The organism is Streptomyces sp. NPDC057694, from assembly GCF_042799415.1.
Classification (GTDB): Bacteria; Actinomycetota; Actinomycetes; order Streptomycetales; family Streptomycetaceae; genus Streptomyces.
This window is the reverse complement of sequence record NZ_JBHVIX010000001.1, coordinates 858,394-875,971: the sequence shown is the minus strand read 5'-3', so window position 1 is coordinate 875,971 and position 17,578 is coordinate 858,394. Positions and strand designations below refer to the sequence as shown.

Annotated in this window: 17 protein-coding genes; 7 read left to right on the top strand and 10 right to left on the bottom strand. The window is 72.5% G+C overall.

Annotated elements, in window-relative coordinates; all coding sequences use genetic code 11:
* Positions 1-17 precede the first annotated feature (17 nt).
* Entirely contained in the window at positions 18-971 is a 954-nt protein-coding gene (locus ACFVDP_RS04075) for an ROK family protein (RefSeq protein WP_383482816.1), read from the top strand.
* A gap of 11 nt (positions 972-982) precedes the next feature.
* Here ACFVDP_RS04075 and ACFVDP_RS04070 read toward each other — a convergent pair whose 3' ends face one another.
* The 5 genes from ACFVDP_RS04070 to ACFVDP_RS04050 are packed head-to-tail and all read right to left on the bottom strand — an operon-like array spanning position 983 to position 6,063.
* Entirely contained in the window at positions 983-1,804 is an 822-nt protein-coding gene (locus ACFVDP_RS04070) for an ATP-binding cassette domain-containing protein (RefSeq protein WP_383482813.1), read from the bottom strand.
* Complete coding sequence (locus ACFVDP_RS04065) at positions 1,801-2,631, bottom strand: ATP-binding cassette domain-containing protein (protein ID WP_383482810.1); 831 nt, start codon at positions 2,629-2,631, stop codon at positions 1,801-1,803. Before ACFVDP_RS04065 ends, ACFVDP_RS04070 begins: the two co-directional genes overlap by 4 nt.
* Positions 2,628-3,527 (bottom strand): ABC transporter permease, encoded by a 900-nt coding sequence (locus ACFVDP_RS04060; RefSeq protein WP_383482807.1) that lies wholly within the window; start codon positions 3,525-3,527, stop codon positions 2,628-2,630. Before ACFVDP_RS04060 ends, ACFVDP_RS04065 begins: the two co-directional genes overlap by 4 nt.
* Positions 3,524-4,489: an ABC transporter permease gene (locus ACFVDP_RS04055; protein WP_383482804.1), complete on the bottom strand. Its 966-nt coding sequence runs from the start codon at positions 4,487-4,489 to the stop codon at positions 3,524-3,526. The genes ACFVDP_RS04060 and ACFVDP_RS04055 overlap by 4 nt, the downstream gene beginning before the upstream one ends.
* Entirely contained in the window at positions 4,489-6,063 is a 1,575-nt protein-coding gene (locus ACFVDP_RS04050) for an ABC transporter substrate-binding protein (RefSeq protein ID WP_383482801.1), read from the bottom strand. Before ACFVDP_RS04050 ends, ACFVDP_RS04055 begins: the two co-directional genes overlap by 1 nt.
* 54 nt (positions 6,064-6,117) lie before the next feature.
* On the opposite strand from ACFVDP_RS04050, the gene ACFVDP_RS04045 reads away from it, so the two are divergent.
* Both ACFVDP_RS04045 and ACFVDP_RS04040 read left to right on the top strand, forming a co-directional pair.
* Positions 6,118-6,963 (top strand): helix-turn-helix domain-containing protein, encoded by an 846-nt coding sequence (locus ACFVDP_RS04045; protein WP_383482799.1) that lies wholly within the window; start codon positions 6,118-6,120, stop codon positions 6,961-6,963.
* On the top strand, positions 6,960-8,021 hold the full coding sequence (locus ACFVDP_RS04040) for a serine hydrolase domain-containing protein (RefSeq protein WP_383482796.1): 1,062 nt from the start codon (positions 6,960-6,962) through the stop codon (positions 8,019-8,021). Before ACFVDP_RS04045 ends, ACFVDP_RS04040 begins: the two co-directional genes overlap by 4 nt.
* On the opposite strand, the gene ACFVDP_RS04035 is transcribed toward ACFVDP_RS04040, so the two are convergent.
* The 3 genes from ACFVDP_RS04035 to ACFVDP_RS04025 form a co-directional block, all read right to left on the bottom strand.
* Positions 7,993-8,904 carry a GNAT family N-acetyltransferase gene (locus ACFVDP_RS04035; protein ID WP_383482793.1) on the bottom strand — a complete coding sequence of 304 codons (912 nt, stop codon included), beginning with the start codon at positions 8,902-8,904 and terminating at the stop codon, positions 7,993-7,995. The genes ACFVDP_RS04040 and ACFVDP_RS04035 overlap by 29 nt on opposite strands.
* A 194-nt stretch (positions 8,905-9,098) precedes the next feature.
* Positions 9,099-9,497, bottom strand: a complete 399-nt coding sequence (locus ACFVDP_RS04030; protein WP_383482791.1) for a DUF3618 domain-containing protein — start codon at positions 9,495-9,497, stop codon at positions 9,099-9,101.
* On the bottom strand, positions 9,494-9,880 hold the full coding sequence (locus ACFVDP_RS04025) for a phage holin family protein (protein WP_383484323.1): 387 nt from the start codon (positions 9,878-9,880) through the stop codon (positions 9,494-9,496). The genes ACFVDP_RS04030 and ACFVDP_RS04025 overlap by 4 nt, the downstream gene beginning before the upstream one ends.
* A gap of 351 nt (positions 9,881-10,231) precedes the next feature.
* Here ACFVDP_RS04025 and ACFVDP_RS04020 point away from each other — a divergent pair, with 351 nt between their 5' ends.
* The gene (locus tag ACFVDP_RS04020; RefSeq protein WP_383482788.1) at positions 10,232-11,752 is read left to right on the top strand and encodes a catalase; all 1,521 of its coding nucleotides are present in this window, start codon (positions 10,232-10,234) and stop codon (positions 11,750-11,752) included.
* Positions 11,753-11,969: 217 nt separating this feature from the next.
* On the top strand, positions 11,970-12,632 hold the full coding sequence (locus ACFVDP_RS04015; protein WP_383482785.1) for a GntR family transcriptional regulator: 663 nt from the start codon (positions 11,970-11,972) through the stop codon (positions 12,630-12,632).
* Here the strand turns inward: ACFVDP_RS04015 and ACFVDP_RS04010 are convergent.
* Complete coding sequence (locus ACFVDP_RS04010; protein WP_383482782.1) at positions 12,617-13,918, bottom strand: MFS transporter; 1,302 nt, start codon at positions 13,916-13,918, stop codon at positions 12,617-12,619. The two genes, ACFVDP_RS04015 and ACFVDP_RS04010, sit on opposite strands and share 16 nt — an antisense overlap.
* Before the next feature lie 88 nt (positions 13,919-14,006).
* The gene (locus ACFVDP_RS04005) at positions 14,007-14,942 is read right to left on the bottom strand and encodes a carbamate kinase (RefSeq protein WP_383482779.1); all 936 of its coding nucleotides are present in this window, start codon (positions 14,940-14,942) and stop codon (positions 14,007-14,009) included.
* A 165-nt stretch (positions 14,943-15,107) separates the two neighbouring features.
* Between ACFVDP_RS04005 and ACFVDP_RS04000 the strand changes: the two genes are divergently transcribed.
* Both ACFVDP_RS04000 and fdrA read left to right on the top strand, forming a co-directional pair.
* Positions 15,108-16,031 carry a DUF2877 domain-containing protein gene (locus ACFVDP_RS04000; RefSeq protein ID WP_383482776.1) on the top strand — a complete coding sequence of 308 codons (924 nt, stop codon included), beginning with the start codon at positions 15,108-15,110 and terminating at the stop codon, positions 16,029-16,031.
* On the top strand, positions 16,028-17,578 hold the full coding sequence (gene fdrA / locus ACFVDP_RS03995; protein WP_383482773.1) for an acyl-CoA synthetase FdrA: 1,551 nt from the start codon (positions 16,028-16,030) through the stop codon (positions 17,576-17,578). Before ACFVDP_RS04000 ends, fdrA begins: the two co-directional genes overlap by 4 nt.

The following is a 17,578-nucleotide window of genomic DNA, read 5'->3' as shown; positions in this document are numbered from 1 at the left end:
CATGACAGAGTCGGCGCATGGCGCATGAACGTATTCCTTTGCGGTTGGTTCCCGATCCGCGGCCGGACGACCCGGCCGGGGAGCGGGACGGGGGTGTGCTGGGCGCCGTCGAGGTCCTGCCCGGCACGGTGCGGGCCGCGCTGCTCACCCGCGGTGGAGTCGTACGGGACCGGGCGCAGGCCCGCTTCGACGCGACGAGCGCGGATCCGGCCGTGGTCGACCGGGCGCTTGGCGAGGCCGCCCGGGTGTGGGCCGGTCACGCCCCGGCCGGGATCGGTGTCGCCGCTGCCGGTGTCGTGGATCCGACGGGCGGCCGGATCATCGAGGTGAACGACGCGCCGGCGCTGCGCGGGTATCCCGTCGCCGACCGGCTGACGGCGCTGACCGGCGCCCCGGTGCGGGTCGAGCACCGGGCGCGGGTGCAGGTGCTCGGCGACCGCTGGTTCGGTGCCGGGCGCGGGCGTCGCTCGTTCGCCTCCGTCGCCACCGGCGAGGTGCTCGGCGTCGGCATCCTCTACGACGGCCAGGTGCTCGCCCCGGCCGGCGGGCGCAGCGGCGCCCACATGACCGTCACCGCCACCGGCGAGCTGTGCACCTGCGGACGGCGCGGCTGCTGGAAGACCGTCGCGACGAGCCGCTGGCTGCGCGGCCGGGCGGCCGAACTCGGTCTGGAATCGGGAACGTTGAGCGATCTCGTGACCTCCGACCACTCCGCCGCCCTCGGCCTCGTCGAGGAGTACGCGGAGAACCTCGTGCTCGGCCTCGCCACCGTCCAGCAGCTCTTCGCGTGCGGCCTGTTCGTGCTGCACGGCGAGGCCCTCGACGGCGGTGAACCGTTCCGCACGCTGGTCGAGTCCCGGCTGCGCGAGGATGCGCTCGGCGGCGGCGAGGCGCCCACCGTGGTGCTCGGCGAACCGTCGGACACCGGCGCGCTGCTCGGCGCGGCGGGCCTGGTGCTGTCCGGGCAGTAGGGCGGCCCCGGTCATCCCGTGGCCTGCCGCATCCGCCGGGCGCGGGCCGGATCGGGCACCGGCACGGCGTCCAACAGCCGCCGCGTATAGGCGTGTTCGGGCTCTCCGAACACCTGATCCGCGGTGCCGCACTCGACGATCCGGCCCTGCCGCATCACGGCGACCCGGTCGGCGATCTGCCGGACCACGGCCAGATTGTGCGAGATGAAGAAGTAGGTCAGGCCCAGGCGCTGCTGGAGATCGGCGAGCAGATCGAGGACGCGCGCCTGCACCGAGACGTCCAGGGCGCTCGTCGGCTCGTCGAGGACGACCAGGCGCGGCTCCAGGGCCAGCGCCCGCGCGATCGAGATGCGCTGCCGCTGCCCGCCGGAGAACTCGTGCGGATACCGGTCGAGGATCGAGCCGTCCAGGCCGACGGCGTTCAGCAGCTCACCGGCCCGCTCCCGCACCCGGGCCCGGCCGCCGCGCCCGCGCGCCCACTCCTCGTGGGTGACGAGCGGCTCACCGACGATGTCGGCGATCCGCAGCCGCGGATTCATGCTGGAGTACGGGTCCTGGAGCACGACCTGCATCTGCCGGCGCAGCGGCCGCAGCTCGGCGCCCCGCACCGCGAGCAGGTCCGTGCCGTCGAAGCGGACACTGCCCGAGGTCGGTTCCAGGAGCCTCAGCAGCAGCCGGGTCAGGGTCGTCTTGCCGCAGCCGGACTCGCCGACCAGCGCGAACGTCTCGCCCTCGCGCACGGTCAGCGACACGTCGTCGACGGCGACGTGCGGCGGCCGCCCGGGAAACTCCTTGCGCAGGCCGCTGATCTCCAGCAGCTCGTTCGTCGTCATGCGGCGGGCTCCAGACGAGGGGTGGCGGCCAGCAGGTCGCGGGTGTACGCGGCGGCGGGACGGGCGAAGACCTGCTCGACGTCCCCGGACTCGACGACCTCGCCGTGGCGCATCACGACGACCCGGTCGGCGGTCTCGGCGACCACCCCGAGGTCGTGCGTGATCAGCACGACGGCCATGCCGTGCCGCTCCTGGAGCGTCACGAGCAGTTCGAGGATCTGCCGCTGCACCGTCACGTCGAGGGCCGTGGTGGGCTCGTCGGCGATCAGTACGCGTGGGCGGGCGACGAGCGCGGAGGCGATCATCACGCGCTGGCGCAGGCCGCCGGACAGCTCGTGCGGGTACTGACGGCAGCGCCGCTCGGGATCGGGGATGCCGACCTCGTCGAGCGCGGTCAGGGCCAGGGCGCGGGCCTCGGCGCGGGAGTGGCCGCCGTGCAGCCGCAGCACCTCGGTGACCTGGTCGCCGACCCGCTGCAAGGGATCGAGGCTCGTCATCGGGTCCTGGAACACCATGGAGATGTCGGCGCCGCGCACCCGGCGCAACTCCTGCTCGCGCAGGGCCAGTACGTCCCGGCCGTCGAGCAGCACCTGCCCGCCCGCGTACACGCACGGCGGTTCGGGGTTCAGGCGCAGCGCGGACAGCGCGGTCGCCGACTTGCCGCTGCCGGACTCGCCGACGACGGCGAGGGTCTCCCCGGCGCCGACCGAGAAGCTGACGCCGCGCACCGCGTGCACGGTGCCGGAGGCGAGGGCGAAGTCGACGCGCAGGTCACGGAATTCGAGGAGCGGCGGGGTGGGGGAGTGGTCGGTCGTCGGGTCGGTCATCGGCGGTACGCCTTCGGGTCCGCGACGTCGCGCAGCGCGTCGCCCATGATGTTGATGGCCAGCGAGGTGAGCATGAGGGCGACGCCGGGGAAGACGGCGATCCACCAGGACGTGCCGAGGTAGAGCTGCCCGTCGGCGAGCATGCCGCCCCAGGTCACCGTCTCCTTCGGAACGCCCAGGCCCAGATAGCTGAGCGAGGCCTCGGCGACCACGGCCGCCGCGATGTGCAGTGTGCCGATGGTGGCCAGCGGCGCCATCACGTTGGGCAGCAGATGCCGCCGCATGATCGCCAGGTCGCTCACCCCGATCGCGCGGGCCTCGGTGATGAAGTCCCGGGTGCGCAGCGACAGCACTTCGGAGCGGACCACACGCGCGTACGACACCCAGCCGGTGATGCCGAGGACGAGGATCACGTAGCCGAGGCCCGAGCCGACGAAGCCGACGACCGCGAGCGCCAACAGGATCGCGGGGAAGGCGAGTTGGACGTCGGCGACGCGCATCACGACACGGTCGGTCCAGCCGCCGAGGTAGCCCGAGGCGAGACCGGCGGTGGTGCCGATGACGCCCGCGAGGAGAGCGGCGCCCGCGCCCACGAGCAGCGAGACCCGGGTGCCGTACACGACGCGAGAGAGCAGGTCGCGGCCGAGCTGGTCGGTGCCCAACAGGTGGGCGGAGCTGCCGCCGGACTGCCACGCGGGCGGCTGGAGCCGGGCCAGCAGGTTCTGTGCGTTGGGGTCGGCGGGCGCGATCAGCGGGGCGAACACCGCGCAGACCACGATCAGGACGAGGAGGGCGAGCGCCACGGCGGCGAGCCGGTTGCGCAGCAGCGAGCGCCACACGGACGGCTGCGTCACGGCGGTGGCGACCGGGGCGGGGGCGGGAGCGGTGGTGGTCATCGGGAGTTCCTCACCCTCGGGTCGAGGAGGCCGTAGGAGAGGTCCACGAGCAGGTTCACCACGACGAACGTGGCGGCGAACAGCAGCACCGTGCCCTGGACCAGCGGGAAGTCACGGTTGGCGATGGCCTGCACGGTCAGCTGTCCCACACCGGGCCAGGAGAAGACCTGTTCGGTGAGGATGGCGCCGCCGAGCAGACTGCCGACCTCCAGACCGACGACGGTCACGACGGGCAGCGAGGCGTTGCGCAGCCCGTGCCGCAGCACCGTGCGCACCGGGCCGAGGCCGCGCGAGCGGGCCGTGCGGATGTGGTCGGAGCCGAGGACGTCGATCAGTGACGAGCGCAGCAGCCGGGCGACGACCGCGACCGAGTAGACGGCGAGCGTGATCGACGGCAGCACCAGATGCGCGAAGGTGCCGTACCCGGAGGCGGGCAGCGCGTGCAGGCCGACGGCGAACACCAGGATCAGCAGGATGCCGATCCAGAACGGCGGCGTGGACTGGCCGACGAGGACCGCCGTGATGACGCCCCGGTCGGCCGCCTTGCCGCGGCGCATCGCCGCGATGATCCCGGCGGGCACCGCGATCACCAGGGTCACGACGAGCGCGCCCGCGGCGAGGAGCAGCGTCGCCGGGATGCGGTCGGTGAGCACCTCGCGCACCGGCTGGTTGTAGAAGAGGGAGTCGCCGAAGTCGAACCGCGGCAGGCCCCACAGATAGTCCAGGTACTGGGTCAGCAGCGGCCGGTCCAGGCCGAGGCTGTGGCGCAGGGCGCTCTCCTGCCCGGCGGTGGCGTCCGGCGGCAGCATCACCTTCACCGGGTCGCCGGAGAGGCGGACCAGGAAGAAGACGACGGTGGCGGTGCACAGCAGCACGAGGATCGCGGTGCCGAGGCGGGCGAGTGCGGGCCGCAGCGCGGCGCCGATGCGCGCCCCGACGGGCACGGTCAGGGTCTCGCTCATCACACGGCCACCTTCGCGCTCGCCATGTCCAGGACCCCGGCCGCGCCGGGCGTCCAGCTGGGGCGGTTGTTGCGCACGTAGATGTTGTCGATCTGGTAGAGCGACACGAACGGCGCCTCGTCCTTGATGAGTTGCTGGAGATCGGCGAACGCACGGCGGCGCACGGCCGGTTCGACCGACAGCTCCTCGCGGTCCACGAGCCTGTCGGCGCGCTTGTCGTGCCAGCGGCTCTGCCGGCGGTCGCTGCGCACGTTGGACTGGAGCATGCTCTCGCCGTCGAGCGTCCACACGGTCGACGCGGCCAGGTACATCGGGCCGAGCGCCCCGTGGTTGTCGGAGGTCAGACGCTGGGCGTACGTGCCCGGGTCGAGCAGGTTCACCCTGGCACGCACCCCGGCGCGGGCCAGGAGACCCGAGATCGCCTCGGCGACGTTCGCGTCGACGTTGGAGGCGGTCAGCGTGGTGCTGATGCCGTCGGGGTGCCCGGCGTCCGCGAGCAGCGCACGCGCCTTGGTGAGGGAACGCTCGTACGGCTTCAGCGTCGGATCGAAGCCGAACGCGCCGCGCGGGATCATCGCCGGGACCTCGGTGGCCTTGCCGCCGAGCACCGCCTTGATGAGCAGCGGCACGTCCACCGCGTGATTGAGGGCCTGTCGCACCCGCCGGTCGCGCAGCGGCCCGTCGGAGAGCGTGTCGAGCGACAGGTAGGAGGTGCGGATGCCGGTGTGGTGGTCGATCCGCACATCCGGATAGCCGTCCAGCTGCTGGGCCGCGTCCGGCGTCATCCCGGCCACGATGTCCACGCCGCCGCTCTGCAAGGCGGCCAGCGCGGACGACGAGTTCGGGGCGGGGACGAAGACCAGCTCGTCGACGTGCGGACGGCCCTGCCAGTGGTGCGCATAGGCGGCGAGCCGCAGTTCGTGGTCGCGCTGCCAGTGCTTGAAGACGAACGGCCCGGTGCCGACCGGACGTGCGGCGAACCGCTCGTCGCCCACCTCCTTGAGGTACTTCGGAGGCACCACGACACCGCCGAACAGCGACAGCTTCGCGGGCAGGATCGGATCGTGCACCGAGGTGTGCACGTCCACCGTGTACCGGTCGACGACCGTGACGTCCTGCACGTACCGCAGCTCCACGATCGGCGACTTGGTCGCCGGATCCAGCAGCCTCTTGATGCTGTACCGGACCGCCTCGGCGTCGCACGCCTCGCCGTTGTGGAACGTCACCCCGCGCCGCAGCGTGAACCGCCACACCTTCGGCTCGATCGCCTTCCAGGTCAGGGCGATGCGGGGTTGCAGGGTGTTGTCGCGGCCCCGGGTGGTGAGCGTGTCGAACAGGTTGATCAGGGCGTTCATCGACGTCATGTCGCCCTGCTTGTGCGGGTCCATCGTCTTGGGGTCCCCGGTCTGGGAGACCCGCAGGACGTTCCCCGCCGCCTGCGCGGGCGGCCCGCCGCACCCGGTGAGCAGGGCGGGGGCGGCGAGGGCGGGCACCGTGAGCGCCCCGGCACGCAGCACGGAGCGGCGGGAGCGGCCGACGGGCGGGCCGCTGCTCCCTCCATGTATTCGTTCCATTGAACAACACACCCGTTCCGGTGGATGGAATGCAGTTCGGGTAAGGTAGGTCACATGGGGAAATCGGTCAACAGTCGTTCGCAGGATCAGACCGCCGCCGCGGCGGACACCGGAGCGGCGGCGTCCGCGCCCGGCCCGGTGGACAAGGCGATGGAAGTGCTGTCGGCGCTCTCCGGCACGGGGGCGCCGCACCGGCTCGCTGACCTCGCCCGCCGCACCGGGCTCGCCAAACCCACGGTGCACCGGCTGCTGCGCGCGCTCGCCGCGGCCGGCTACGCCGCACCGGCCGCCGGGGGCAGCTACCGGCCGGGGCCACGCCTTCTCGGGCTCGCCGCAGGTGCTCTCGCCGACGACGCGGCGCTGCGCGCGGCCGGCCCGGTACTCGACGAACTCCGTGTACGTACGGGCCTGTTCGCGTCCTACGCGGTACGGGACGACCGCACCGTCATCCATCTCGACGTCCGCGCGCCGGTGCAGGCGCTCGGCCTCGACCTGCGGCCCGGCGCCCGGGAGGGCGTGACGGCCGGCGCGGCGGGATACGCCCTGCTGGCCGGGCTGTCACCCGAGGAGCGGGACGATCTTCTGAGGCCCGAGCCGTCCGCGGAGACCGACGGCGACGGTGGCGAGGCGCTGCGGACCGCTCTGAGCGAGGCGGCCCGCGACGGCTACGCGTTCGACGGCGCGGACGCCTGGCGGGACCGGCGCGCACTCGCCGCCGTGGTGCGCGACGCCACCGGCGACACGGTCGGCGCGCTCGTCCTCACCGGACTCGCCTTCACCCTCGACGACGCCGCCGCACAGCTCTACGGACCGATGGTGCGGTCCGCCGCGTCCGCCGTCTCGGCGGGCCTCGCGGCACAGTCGGGGCCACGGCTCGGCGTGATCGGGGGCGAGCGGTGACGAGCACGGCAACGGACGAGGCGGCCACCCGTCGCGCCCTGCTCGAACAGGGCCGGGCCGCGGGCCAGTTCTCGGGCGCCGCCTGGTCGTTCGGGGACGCGGACGGACCCCGCGACCGGGGCTGGACCGGTACCCGCGCGCACGGCGGAGCCCCGCTGGACGGCACCGACCTGTGGGACCTGGCGTCGGTGACCAAACCGATCGTGGGCCTCGTGGTGCTGGCCCTCGTGGAACGCGGAGTGCTCGGGCTCGACGACACCGTGGGCCGCCACCTCGCGCGCTACCGCGACAGCCCGCACGCGGACCGCACCCTCGCCCAACTCCTCGACCACACCTCGGGACTGCCCGGCGGCGTCCCCCTCTACCGCGACCACCCCACACGCGAGTCGCTGCTCGACGCGATCGGCACCCTGCCCCGGAACTCCGCGCCGGGCACCCATGTCGCGTACTCCTCGCAGGGGTTCATCCTGCTCGGCCTGGTCGCCGAACAGGCCACCGGGCAGGGCCTCGACCAGTTGACGGCCGAGCTCGTCAGCGCGCCGCTCGGCCTGTCCGACCTGTGCTTCCGGCCCGGCCCCGCGGCCCGGAAGCGCGCCGTGGCCACCGAGGACTGCCCCTGGCGCGGGCACACCGTCGTAGGCCAGGTGCACGACGAGAACGCGGTGGTGCTCGGCGAAGTCGCGGGCCACGCGGGCCTGTTCGCCACTCTCGCCGATCTCGAACGCCTCGCCGCCGCCCTGCTGGCCGGCGGCCCGCCGCTGCTGAAGCCGGACACCCTCGCCCTGATGACGGCGCCGCGCACGGACCGTCTCAACCTGCGCCGCGCCCTGGCCTGGCAGGGGCGGGACCCGGTCGGCTCACCGGTGGGCGACATGTTCGGGCCCGCCTCCTACGGGCACACCGGGTTCACCGGTACGAGTCTGTGGCTCGACCCGGAGGCGGGCCGGTACGCGATCCTGCTCACCAACCGGGTCCATCCCGACCGCGAGGAGCGGGGTTTCGCCGCCCTGCGCCGCGCGGTCCATGGCATCAGCGCGGACCCGCGCCCGGTGCCGTGACGCGCTTCTCGAACCACAATTGCGCGTAGGGCTCGTCGTTGAAGGCCGCGGCCTCCTGGAACCCCGCCGACCGGTACAGCCCGATCGCCGAGTCGAGCGCCTTGTTGGTGTCCAGGCGCAGCACGTCGCGGCCGTGCGCGGCGGCCAGTACTTCCAGCTCGGCGAGGAAGCGGCGGCCCAGGCCGAGGCCCCGGGCGTGCGGCGCGATCCACATCCGCTTGACCTCGGCCGGCGCGTCGGCCGGAAGCTTCAGGCCGGCGCAGCCGACGGCCTCGCCGTGCAGCCGCGCGAGCAGGAACAGGCCGTGCGGCGGCCGGAGTTCACCGGCGTCGGGCAGCAGGCTGCGCGCCGGGTCGAAGCCCGTGTCGAAGCGGTCCTGAAGCTCGGCGAAGTAGGAGTGCAGGCAGGTCCGGGCATCCGGATGGTCCGGGTCGACGGTGTCCAGGGTGACCGTCGCCGCCGTCAGCAGCCGGTCGACCTCCGCCATGGCGGCGACGAGCCGGGCGCGCTGGCCGGTGTTCAGCGGGGCCAGCAGGGAAGCGGCCAGTTCGTCGCTGCGGCCGTCGAGCGCGGCACGCTCCGCGCGGCCCGCCCCGGTGAGCCGGACGGTGCGCACGCGCCGGTCCCGGGGCAGCGGCTCCACCGTGACCAGGCCGTCGGCCTCCAGCGCGCGCAGCAGCCGGCTGGTGTACCCGGAATCGAGTCCGAGCCGCTCACGCAGCTTGCGTACGTCCTGGCCACGCTCGCCGATCTCCCACAGCAGGCGTGCCTCGCCGATCGGCCGGTCGAGTCCCAGGTAGTGGTCGTGCAGCACGCCCACGCGTTCGGTGACGGTGCGGTTGAAACGGCGCACCTGATCGATCTCTGTCGTCTCCGCGGTCATCCTCTGACTTTAGTCAGAGAAACCCGGTGCCGGGAGCAGGAGCTGGAAGCAGGCGAAAGCCGGGGACCGCGCACACCTGATGTTCCGGCGTGATCCCGCGGTGCCCCGGCTGCCGTCCGCCTCACTGCCGAAGCGAACCTCGTGGCCCGGGCGGGTGCCGTCGCCGGCCGGGCCTGTGTCTCACGTGCCGCGCGTCATCCCTTCCGGCGCCGCCGGGTCAGCCAGAGCACGAGCGCTCCGGTGGAGGCGGCGGCGGCCAGGAGTGCGGCACGGTGGTCCCGTACGGAGCGCGATCCCTGTGCTCCCGGCGGACCGGCCAGCTTGTCCTGCGCCTGGTGGGCGATGTCCGAGACCTTGGTCCTGACCGCGTCCACGGTGTCCGTGGTCTGCGCCCTGAGCGCGTCGGCCTTGGCCGTCGCCTGGTCCTTGACCTGCGCGGCCCGGTCCTTGGCCCGGCCCTTGACGTCGGCCTTGGCCGCGAGCGCCTCGACGGTGTCGCCGAGTTCGGCCCGGGTCCGCTCGACCCGCTCGCGCAGCTCCTCCGACTCCGACGCGGCCGGTTTCCCGCGCGGCGACTGTGGCTTCTGTGTCATCGGTGGGCACTCTCCTTGATCTCGGCCACGTCGGCCTTCAGGTTCTCGAGGGCCGCGGCGGGTGCCGGGGGAGCGGCCCTGCCGAACTGACGCCTGCCCCGGGCGGCCAGTACCGCGGCGAGCACCCCGAGCACCCCGGTCACGATCAGCGCGGCGGCCCACACCGGCCACACGACCGAGATTCCGGCGATCGCGGACGCCACCCCCGCCTGGAGCATCAGGAACCCGACGACCCCGGCACCGCCGAAGAGCCCCCCGCCCCTGCCGTAGCGCCTGCCCTTCTCCTTCATCTCCGCCTGGGCCAGCTGCAGCTCACCCCGCACGAGCTCGGTGAGCTGGTGCGAAGCTCGCTGGACCAGTTCGCTGACCGGCTCCTGACCCATGTCGCTGCCTTCCGTGGCGGCATGCGGCTGGACGTCCGGCACGGCGGTCACCTCCCACTCACATTTAGGGCGTCGGAGCGGCCGGGTACCCAGACGGGCCGGGACCATCCGTTTAGAGGCGCGCCGCTCGGACAGCCGGGGGGTGGCCCCGTCGGGGACGGGGCGCGCGGGATCCGATGTCCGACAAATGGCCGTCTCATCGAAGGGGCCGCAGGATGGAAGAGTTGCCGGGGCGTCGTGTACGCCCCCGAGCGCGGAGGAGATGCCTCTCGGAAAAGGGTCCCCTTGCCGCAGAGCCGGCAAGGCCCATGAGGCGTGGAGAAAACCCCCATCGAAAGGCACGCGTATCCCATGAGTGACGGCACAGGCAAAGCGACCACCACGGATGCCGGAATCCCGGTCGAAAGCGATGAGCATTCGCTCACGGTCGGCGCCGGTGGCCCGATTCTGCTGCAGGACTCGTACCTGATCGAGCAGATGGCCCAGTTCAACCGGGAGCGGATTCCCGAGCGGCAGCCGCACGCCAAGGGCAGCGGCGCCTTCGGCCGCTTCGAGGTGACCGCGGACGTCACCGCGTACACGAAGGCCGCCCTGTTCCAGCCGGGGACCAGGACCGACCTCGTGGCCCGGTTCTCCACCGTCGCGGGCGAGCGCGGCAGCCCCGACACCTGGCGCGACCCGCGCGGATTCGCGGTGAAGTTCTACACCACCGAGGGCAACTACGACATGGTGGGGAACAACACGCCGGTCTTCTTCATCAAGGACCCGATGAAATTCCAGCATTTCATCCGGTCCCAGAAGCGCCGGGCGGACAACAACCTCCGCGACCACGACATGCAGTGGGACTTCTGGACCCTCTCGCCGGAATCCGCCCATCAGGTCACGTGGCTGATGGGGGACCGGGGCATCCCGCGCAGCTGGCGCCACATGAACGGCTACACCTCGCACACGTACATGTGGATCAACGCCCAGGGCGAGCGGTTCTGGGTGAAGTACCACTTCAAGACCGACCAGGGCGTCGAGTACTTCACCCAGGACGAGGGTGACCAGATGTGCGCGGCGGACACGGACTACCACACCCGTGACCTCTTCGAACACATCCGCGACGGCGAGTTCCCGAGCTGGACGCTGCATGTGCAGGTCATGCCGTACGAGGACGCGGCGGACTACCGCTTCAACCCGTTCGACCTGACGAAGGTGTGGCCGCACGCCGACTACCCGCTCATCGAGGTCGGCCGGATGACGCTGGACCGCAACCCCACGGACAACCACGCCGAGATCGAGCAGGCGGCGTTCCAGCCCAACAACCTGGTGCCGGGCATCGGCGCCAGCCCCGACCGGATGCTGCTCGGGCGGCTCTTCTCGTACGCCGACGCCCACCGCCACCGGATCGGCGGCAACTACCAGCAGCTGCCGGTCAACGCTCCCGTCGCGCCCCTGCGCACGTACTCCAAGGACGGGGCGATGGCCTTCCGCAAGACGGAGGACCCGGTGTACGCGCCGAACTCCAAGGGAGGACCGGCGGCCGACACCGACCGCTACGCACCGCCCAGCTGGCACGCGGACGGTGACATCACCCGCGCCGCCTACGTCGACCACTCCGAGGATGACGACTGGGGTCAGGCGGGCACCCTGGTGCGCGAGGTCCTCGACGACGCCGCGCGCGACCGTCTCGTGGACAACGTCGTCGGCCATCTGCTCAACGGGGTGAGCGAGCCGGTCCTCGCCCGCGCCTTCACGTACTGGTCGAACATCGACAAGTCCATCGGGGAGCGCATCGAGCAGGGCGTGCGCGCCAAGGCGGACCAGAAGGACCCCAAGGCCGACCAGCAGGCCAATCCCGCCCGCAGCAGCATGCAGGACAAGGCCTGACCGTCTGACCCGGCCGGGTCACCACCGCCCGCCGCCCGAAGGGGCGGCGGGCGGTGGCGATGTCAGCCGAGGTCGGACAGCAGGCGCAGCACCTCCGTCGGTGCCGTGCTCCTCACGTGTACGTGTCCTCCGCTCGTCCGCCCCGTGGCCGTCCCACGGCAACCAGCCACCAAGGCGTGCCGGCCGGTGCCGTGACCTGCGATGGGACAATGACGGCATGACAGGCGCTGAGGAGTTCACCCCCGAGTCGGAACGTGTCATGCGCACTCTGCGCGATCAGATCATCGAGGGCACACGGGCGCCGGGCAGCAAGCTTGTCGAGCGGGAGATCGCCCAGGAGCTGGGGGTGAGCCGGCTGCCCGTGCGGGACGCCCTGCGGGACCTGGCGGGCGAGGGCCTGGTGACGCCGCGGCCGCGCACCTGGGCCGTGGTGCGCGAGTTCACGCCGTCCGACATCGCGGACCTCGGCGAGGTGCGGTCGGCGCTCGAGGTGCTCGGCTTCCGGCTGGCCGCGCGCCGCCGCACCCGCGCCGGACTGGCCCGGCTGCGCGCCGATCTCGACGCTGAACTGGACGCCGCCGCGAAGGGCGACGGCGCCCAGGCCCGGAGCGCGGCCGCGGACTTCCACGAGACGGTCACCGAACTCGCCGACAACGCGCTGCTGAGCGAGCTCAACGAGACGCTGCGCAGCAGGATGCGCTGGCTGCTCGGCCAGCACGACGACTTCGGGGCCGTGGCCGACGAGCACGAGGAGCTGTACCGGGCGATCGAGGCGCGGGACGTGCAGCGCGTCGAGGAACTGATGGAACGGCACCTGGCGACCAGCGAGGTGGAAGCCGTCGCGCACCAGCGCGGCGGGCCGGTTCAGACCCCGCGGTAGCGCCACAGCGCCGGCATCCGCAGCGCGAGACAGGCCAGGAACGCGACGAGGATCAGGGCGCTGACGAACGTGGTCGTGGCCACCCCCACGTACTGGGCCGAGGCGCCGAGGACCAGCGAGGACAGCGGCATGACGCCGATGGCGAGTTCCTGCACGCCCAACGCCCTTCCCTGCACGGCCGGTTCGGTCGTCATCAGCAGCAGGGTCGTCTGCAGCACGGCGAACGCGGCACTGAGCAGGCCGATCCCTGCCATCAGTACGAACGACACCGCCACCTGGTGCGACAGCGCGAACGCTCCCCACAGGGCCGCCCAGCCCGCGGTGCCGAACACGAACAGGCCGCCCTTGAAGGGGAAGTCGCCGAGTGCGGCGATGACGGTCGAGCCGATGAGCCCGCCGACGCCGCTGCACGTGAGCAGCCATCCCAGCCCGTCGGCGTCGAGCCCCAGCGACGCTTGCGCGAACACCGGCATGAACGCCTGGTACACCGGCCACAGCAGCACGTTCGCGGCGAGGGTGACACCGAGGACACCGGTGGCCAGCCGGCTGCTCAGGATGTGACGCACACCGCCGACGAGCATGACCCTCAACGACTCCTCCACGCGCGGGAGTTCGGCGTCCCGCGCGCCCCGGGCCCGGCGCAGCGGACGCAGCGCGAGCAGCGAGAGCCCGTACCACCCGGCGGAGATCCACAGCGCGGCCGCGGCGCCGAAGGCACTGATCAGCGCGCCGCCCAGGGCCGGACCCACCACCTGGGTCATGTTCATCGCCATGGCGTTGAGGGCGTTGGCGTTGCTCAGGTGACGGCGTCCGACCAGGGAGAGGACGAGCGCCGAGCGGGCCGGCTGCGAGGGGGACTGCGCCAGACCGATGGCGAGGCCGCCCAGCACCAGCGCCCAGTACGGCACCTGTCCCGTCGTCTCCAGGGCCGACAGGGCGACGGCGGCGCCCAGCGCCCAGCAGCAGGCGAGCGTCAGCAAACGTACGCGATCGTGACGATCGGACAGGACGCCGGCCAACGGCCCCAGGAGCATCGGGGCGAGGCGCACCGCGGTGAAGACCGCGAGCAGGAACTCCGAGCCGGTGGTGTCGAAGACGATCCAGCCCAGCACCATCGTCTGGGTCCAGGCTCCGCCGAAGAAGAACACATTGGAGATCCACAGGGCGCGGAACTCCCGGCTCGCGCGCAACGCGGCGAGCGGACCCGCCCGGCCGGGCGGGGCGGCCCGGGCTGTCGGTGCTTCCTCTGCGGTCGACGTGGGTGCGTCCGGCGGATTCCTGCGCACCGTGGCGGTGCTCCTCTCTCGGCTGTTCCCGACGGTCCGAGCGACGCGATCGGGACTTGGTATACCGGATGGTGCGGTGTCGTCCGGGTCAGGCGCCGACGAAGACGACGCCCTCGGGCACGTCGGCCCGGATCTCCGTGCCGATCTCGCGGGCCAGCAGGTCGTCGAGACGGTCGAGCGGGCCGATCAGGGCGCGTCCTCCGGCCTCGGCCACCCGCACCGCGGCCTCGACCTTGGGCCGCATCGACCCCTCGGCGAACTCCATCGCCGCCAGGCCCTCCGGGGAGGCGGTGAGGATGTCGCGCTGCTCCGGCGTGCCCCAGTTCTCGCTGACGAAGTCGCCGTCGGTCAGCATGATCAGCATGTCCGCCCGCAGGTCCGCGGCGAGTGCGGCGCTCGCCGCGTCCTTGTCGACGACGGCCTGCATACCGATCTGGCGGCCCCGCGAGTCGGTGCGCACCGGCACCCCGCCGCCGCCCACGCAGACCACCAGCGTGCCGTGGTCGAGCAGCGTGCTGACCAGGGGCGCCTGCATGATGCGCAGCGGGTGCGGGGACGGCACGACCCGGCGGAAGGCGCCGCCGTCCTTGGCGATCGTCCAGCGGTATTCGGCCGCGGCCTCGGCGGCGTCCTGCGCCGAATAGGTCGGGCCGATCAGCTTGGTCGGCCGCTCGAAGGCCGGGTCGGCCTCGTCGACCTCGGTGGTCGTGACGAGGGCGGCCACCTCGCGCTCGCCGGCCAGGGCGTTGGACAGCTCCTGCTGGATGACGTAGCCGATCATGCCCTGGGTCTCGGCGCCGAGGATGTCCAGCGGGTAGGCCGCCACGTCCTGATAGGCGAGGTTCTGCAGGGCGAGCAGCCCGACCTGCGGGCCGTTTCCGTGCGTGATGACGACCTCGTGCTCGCGGGCCAGACCGGCCAGCGCCCGGCAGGCGCCGCGGACGTTCGCGCGCAGCCGGTCGGCCGTCATCGGCTCCCCGCGCCTGGCCAGAGCGTTGCCTCCGAGAGCGACGACGATGCGCATGTGGATGCCCCTTGGTGAGAAGTGCGTGCCGAGAAGTGTTTACACAGAAGTGCAGGTACAGGTGTTCGCCTACGAGACGCCGAATGGTATACCAAGGTGGGTGTTCCGCAGAGGGCGCCGACGGAAGTGCTCGCACACCGGTGAAGGCTGAAGGAGGGCGCGGCGATGTGCCATGAGAAAACCGTCGAGGCACGTACGGTGTCCGCGCTCTCCGGCGACGCCGAACTCCTTGACCGTCTGCACGAGGCGACCGGCCAGGGCCGGGTCCACTCGGTCTTCGCCCGCGTGATCAACCTGCTCACCCCGGACGGCACGCTCGTCACGCTCGCCGCCCGCGACGGCGGAGACGCTCCCCGGACCCTCGTCGTCGACATCCCCGACTGGAGCGGCACGGCACTGGCCGCCGACCAGCACGTGACGTTCGCACCCGGAAATCTTGAGCTCGGGACCGGCCCCCACGCGCTGCGCGTGACCAGCACCGGCGCGCGGCCCTGGCACCCGACGGCCCCGTCCCTCGCCCACCTCGCCCCCGGCGCCCTCGCGCGCATCGCGGACCGACTCGACCGGCTCAACCGGGAGTTCGGGCCCCGGGGCGGCATGCTCGGTCCGGTCCCCGGCGCCGGTCCGCTGGAACTGGCCGTCGCCCGCGCCCTCGACGCGGGACGCACGGCACTGCTCACCGCACTGCGTCACGGCGGGGACGACGCGGAGATCCGGCGCGGCGTCCTCGCCCTGCTCGGCCTCGGCCCCGGCCTCACCCCGGCCGGCGACGACTTCCTCACCGGCCTCACCTTCGTCGCCGCCCTGCCCGGCAGCGCGCCGACCGGCCTCGTCCCCGCCGTGCGCGCCGTCCTCGCCGAGCACCGCGGGCGCACCACCGACGTCTCCCACGCGACGCTGACCGAGGCCACCCGCGCCCGGGTCAGGGCCGAACTCATCGACGTACTGCGGCAGTCGACCGACGACGACCGGCCGCCGCAACCGCCTGTCCGCAGGCTGCTGGCCATCGGCCACACCTCCGGCAGCGACACCCTGTCCGGCCTGGTGGCCGGACTCCACCTGGAAGAAGAACTGCGAGGTTCGCTGTGAGTACCACCACAGCCGTCGTACGGAAGAACACGTACTACGACTCCGTGTCCCTGATGTCCGTCTCGACCAGGGCCAACGCCCTGGAGGGGGTGGAGCAGGCCTTCACCGCCATGGGCACCGAGATGAACAAGGGCGTCCTGGACGACCTGGGCCTGCTCACCGCCGAGTTGAGGGCAGCGGCCAGCGGCGACCTGATGATCGTCCTCGTCGCCGCCGAGGACGCCGACACGCAGGCCCTGCTGGGGCAGGTCGAGGAGTTGCTGGAGCGCAGGGCTCCCGCGTCCGCCGCGGCCGGAGCCGTCACCTACCGCACCGTCACCGGCGCCGCCGAGGCCATCGACGGAGCCAACCTCGCGGTCATCGCCGTCAACGGCGCGTACGCGGCCCGCGAAGCGCGCAAGGCCCTCGCCAGCGGTCTGCACGTGATGCTGTTCAGCGACAACGTCTCCGTCGCCGACGAGGTCGCCCTCAAGCAACTCGCCCACGACAAGGGCCTGTTCATGATGGGCCCGGACTGCGGCACCGCCATCATCAACAACGTCGCCCTCTGCTTCGGCAACAAGGTGCGCCCCGGCTCCGTCGGCGTCGTCGCCGCCTCCGGCACCGGATCGCAGGAGGTCTCCGTCCGCGTCCACGCGCTCGGCGGCGGCATCTCGCAGCTCATCGGCACCGGCGGCCGTGACCTCAGCGAGGAGGTCGGCGGCATCATGATGACCGACGGCATCCGCGCGCTCGCCGCCGACCCGGCGACCGACGTCATCGTGCTGGTGTCCAAGCCGCCGGCGCCGTCCGTCGAGAAGAAGGTCCTGGCCGAGGCCGCCGCCGCGGGCAAGCCCGTCGTCGTCTACTTCATCGGCGGCTCCGAGGAGGCGGTCACCGCCGCGGGCGCGCACTTCGCCGCCTCCAGCCTGGACGCGGCCCGCCAGGCCGTGGTCCACGCGGGCATCGAACCGGCCGTCACCACCGAGGAGTTCGACGCCGAGGCCGCGGCCGGCGCCGTCGTCGGTCGCCTCGCGGACGGCCAGCGCCACGTCCGCGGGCTGTTCTGCGGCGGCACCCTGTGCGACGAGACGATGTACGCGGTCCGGGACGCGGGCGTCGACGTGTACAGCAACATCCAGAAGGACCCCGCCTTCCGTCTCCCCGCCGGGGCGGCCTCCACGGGCCACACGTTCCTCGACTTCGGCGACGACGACTTCACCAACGGCCGCCCGCACCCGATGATCGACCCCGCCCTGCGCCTGGAACGGCTCGTCGAGGAGGCGAAGGACCCGTCCGTCGCCGCGCTGGTCCTGGACTTCGTCCTGGGCTTCGGCTCCCACGACGACCCGGTCGGCACCACCCTCCCCGCCATCCGGGAGGCACAGCGCATCGCCACGGAGGCGGGCCGCCACCTGCCGGTGATCGCGTACGTCCTCGGCACCGACCTGGACACCCCGTCCGTCGCCGCCCAGAGCGCGGCCCTCGAAGCGGCCGGCGTCATCGTCACCCGCAGCTCCACCGAGACGGGCCAGTTCGCCCGCGAGATCGCCCGGAAGGCCAAGTAG

Excerpts from the sequence above, each read along its gene's own strand:
- ACFVDP_RS04070 (WP_383482813.1), bottom strand. The coding sequence starts at position 1,804 with ATGACGACGAACGAGCTGCTGGAGATCAGCGGCCTGCGCAAGGAGTTT.
- ACFVDP_RS04035 (WP_383482793.1), bottom strand. The coding sequence starts at position 8,904 with ATGACCGCGGAGACGACAGAGATCGATCAGGTGCGCCGTTTCAACCGC.
- ACFVDP_RS04030 (WP_383482791.1), bottom strand. The coding sequence starts at position 9,497 with ATGACACAGAAGCCACAGTCGCCGCGCGGGAAACCGGCCGCGTCGGAG.
- ACFVDP_RS04065 (WP_383482810.1), bottom strand. The coding sequence starts at position 2,631 with ATGACCGACCCGACGACCGACCACTCCCCCACCCCGCCGCTCCTCGAA.
- ACFVDP_RS04015 (WP_383482785.1), top strand. The coding sequence starts at position 11,970 with ATGACAGGCGCTGAGGAGTTCACCCCCGAGTCGGAACGTGTCATGCGC.
- ACFVDP_RS04000 (WP_383482776.1), top strand. The coding sequence starts at position 15,108 with ATGTGCCATGAGAAAACCGTCGAGGCACGTACGGTGTCCGCGCTCTCC.
- ACFVDP_RS04005 (WP_383482779.1), bottom strand. The coding sequence starts at position 14,942 with ATGCGCATCGTCGTCGCTCTCGGAGGCAACGCTCTGGCCAGGCGCGGG.
- ACFVDP_RS04050 (WP_383482801.1), bottom strand. The coding sequence starts at position 6,063 with ATGGAACGAATACATGGAGGGAGCAGCGGCCCGCCCGTCGGCCGCTCC.
- ACFVDP_RS04045 (WP_383482799.1), top strand. The coding sequence starts at position 6,118 with ATGGGGAAATCGGTCAACAGTCGTTCGCAGGATCAGACCGCCGCCGCG.
- ACFVDP_RS04025 (WP_383484323.1), bottom strand. The coding sequence starts at position 9,880 with ATGGGTCAGGAGCCGGTCAGCGAACTGGTCCAGCGAGCTTCGCACCAG.
- ACFVDP_RS04060 (WP_383482807.1), bottom strand. The coding sequence starts at position 3,527 with ATGACCACCACCGCTCCCGCCCCCGCCCCGGTCGCCACCGCCGTGACG.
- ACFVDP_RS04055 (WP_383482804.1), bottom strand. The coding sequence starts at position 4,489 with ATGAGCGAGACCCTGACCGTGCCCGTCGGGGCGCGCATCGGCGCCGCG.
- ACFVDP_RS04075 (WP_383482816.1), top strand. The coding sequence starts at position 18 with ATGGCGCATGAACGTATTCCTTTGCGGTTGGTTCCCGATCCGCGGCCG.
- ACFVDP_RS04020 (WP_383482788.1), top strand. The coding sequence starts at position 10,232 with ATGAGTGACGGCACAGGCAAAGCGACCACCACGGATGCCGGAATCCCG.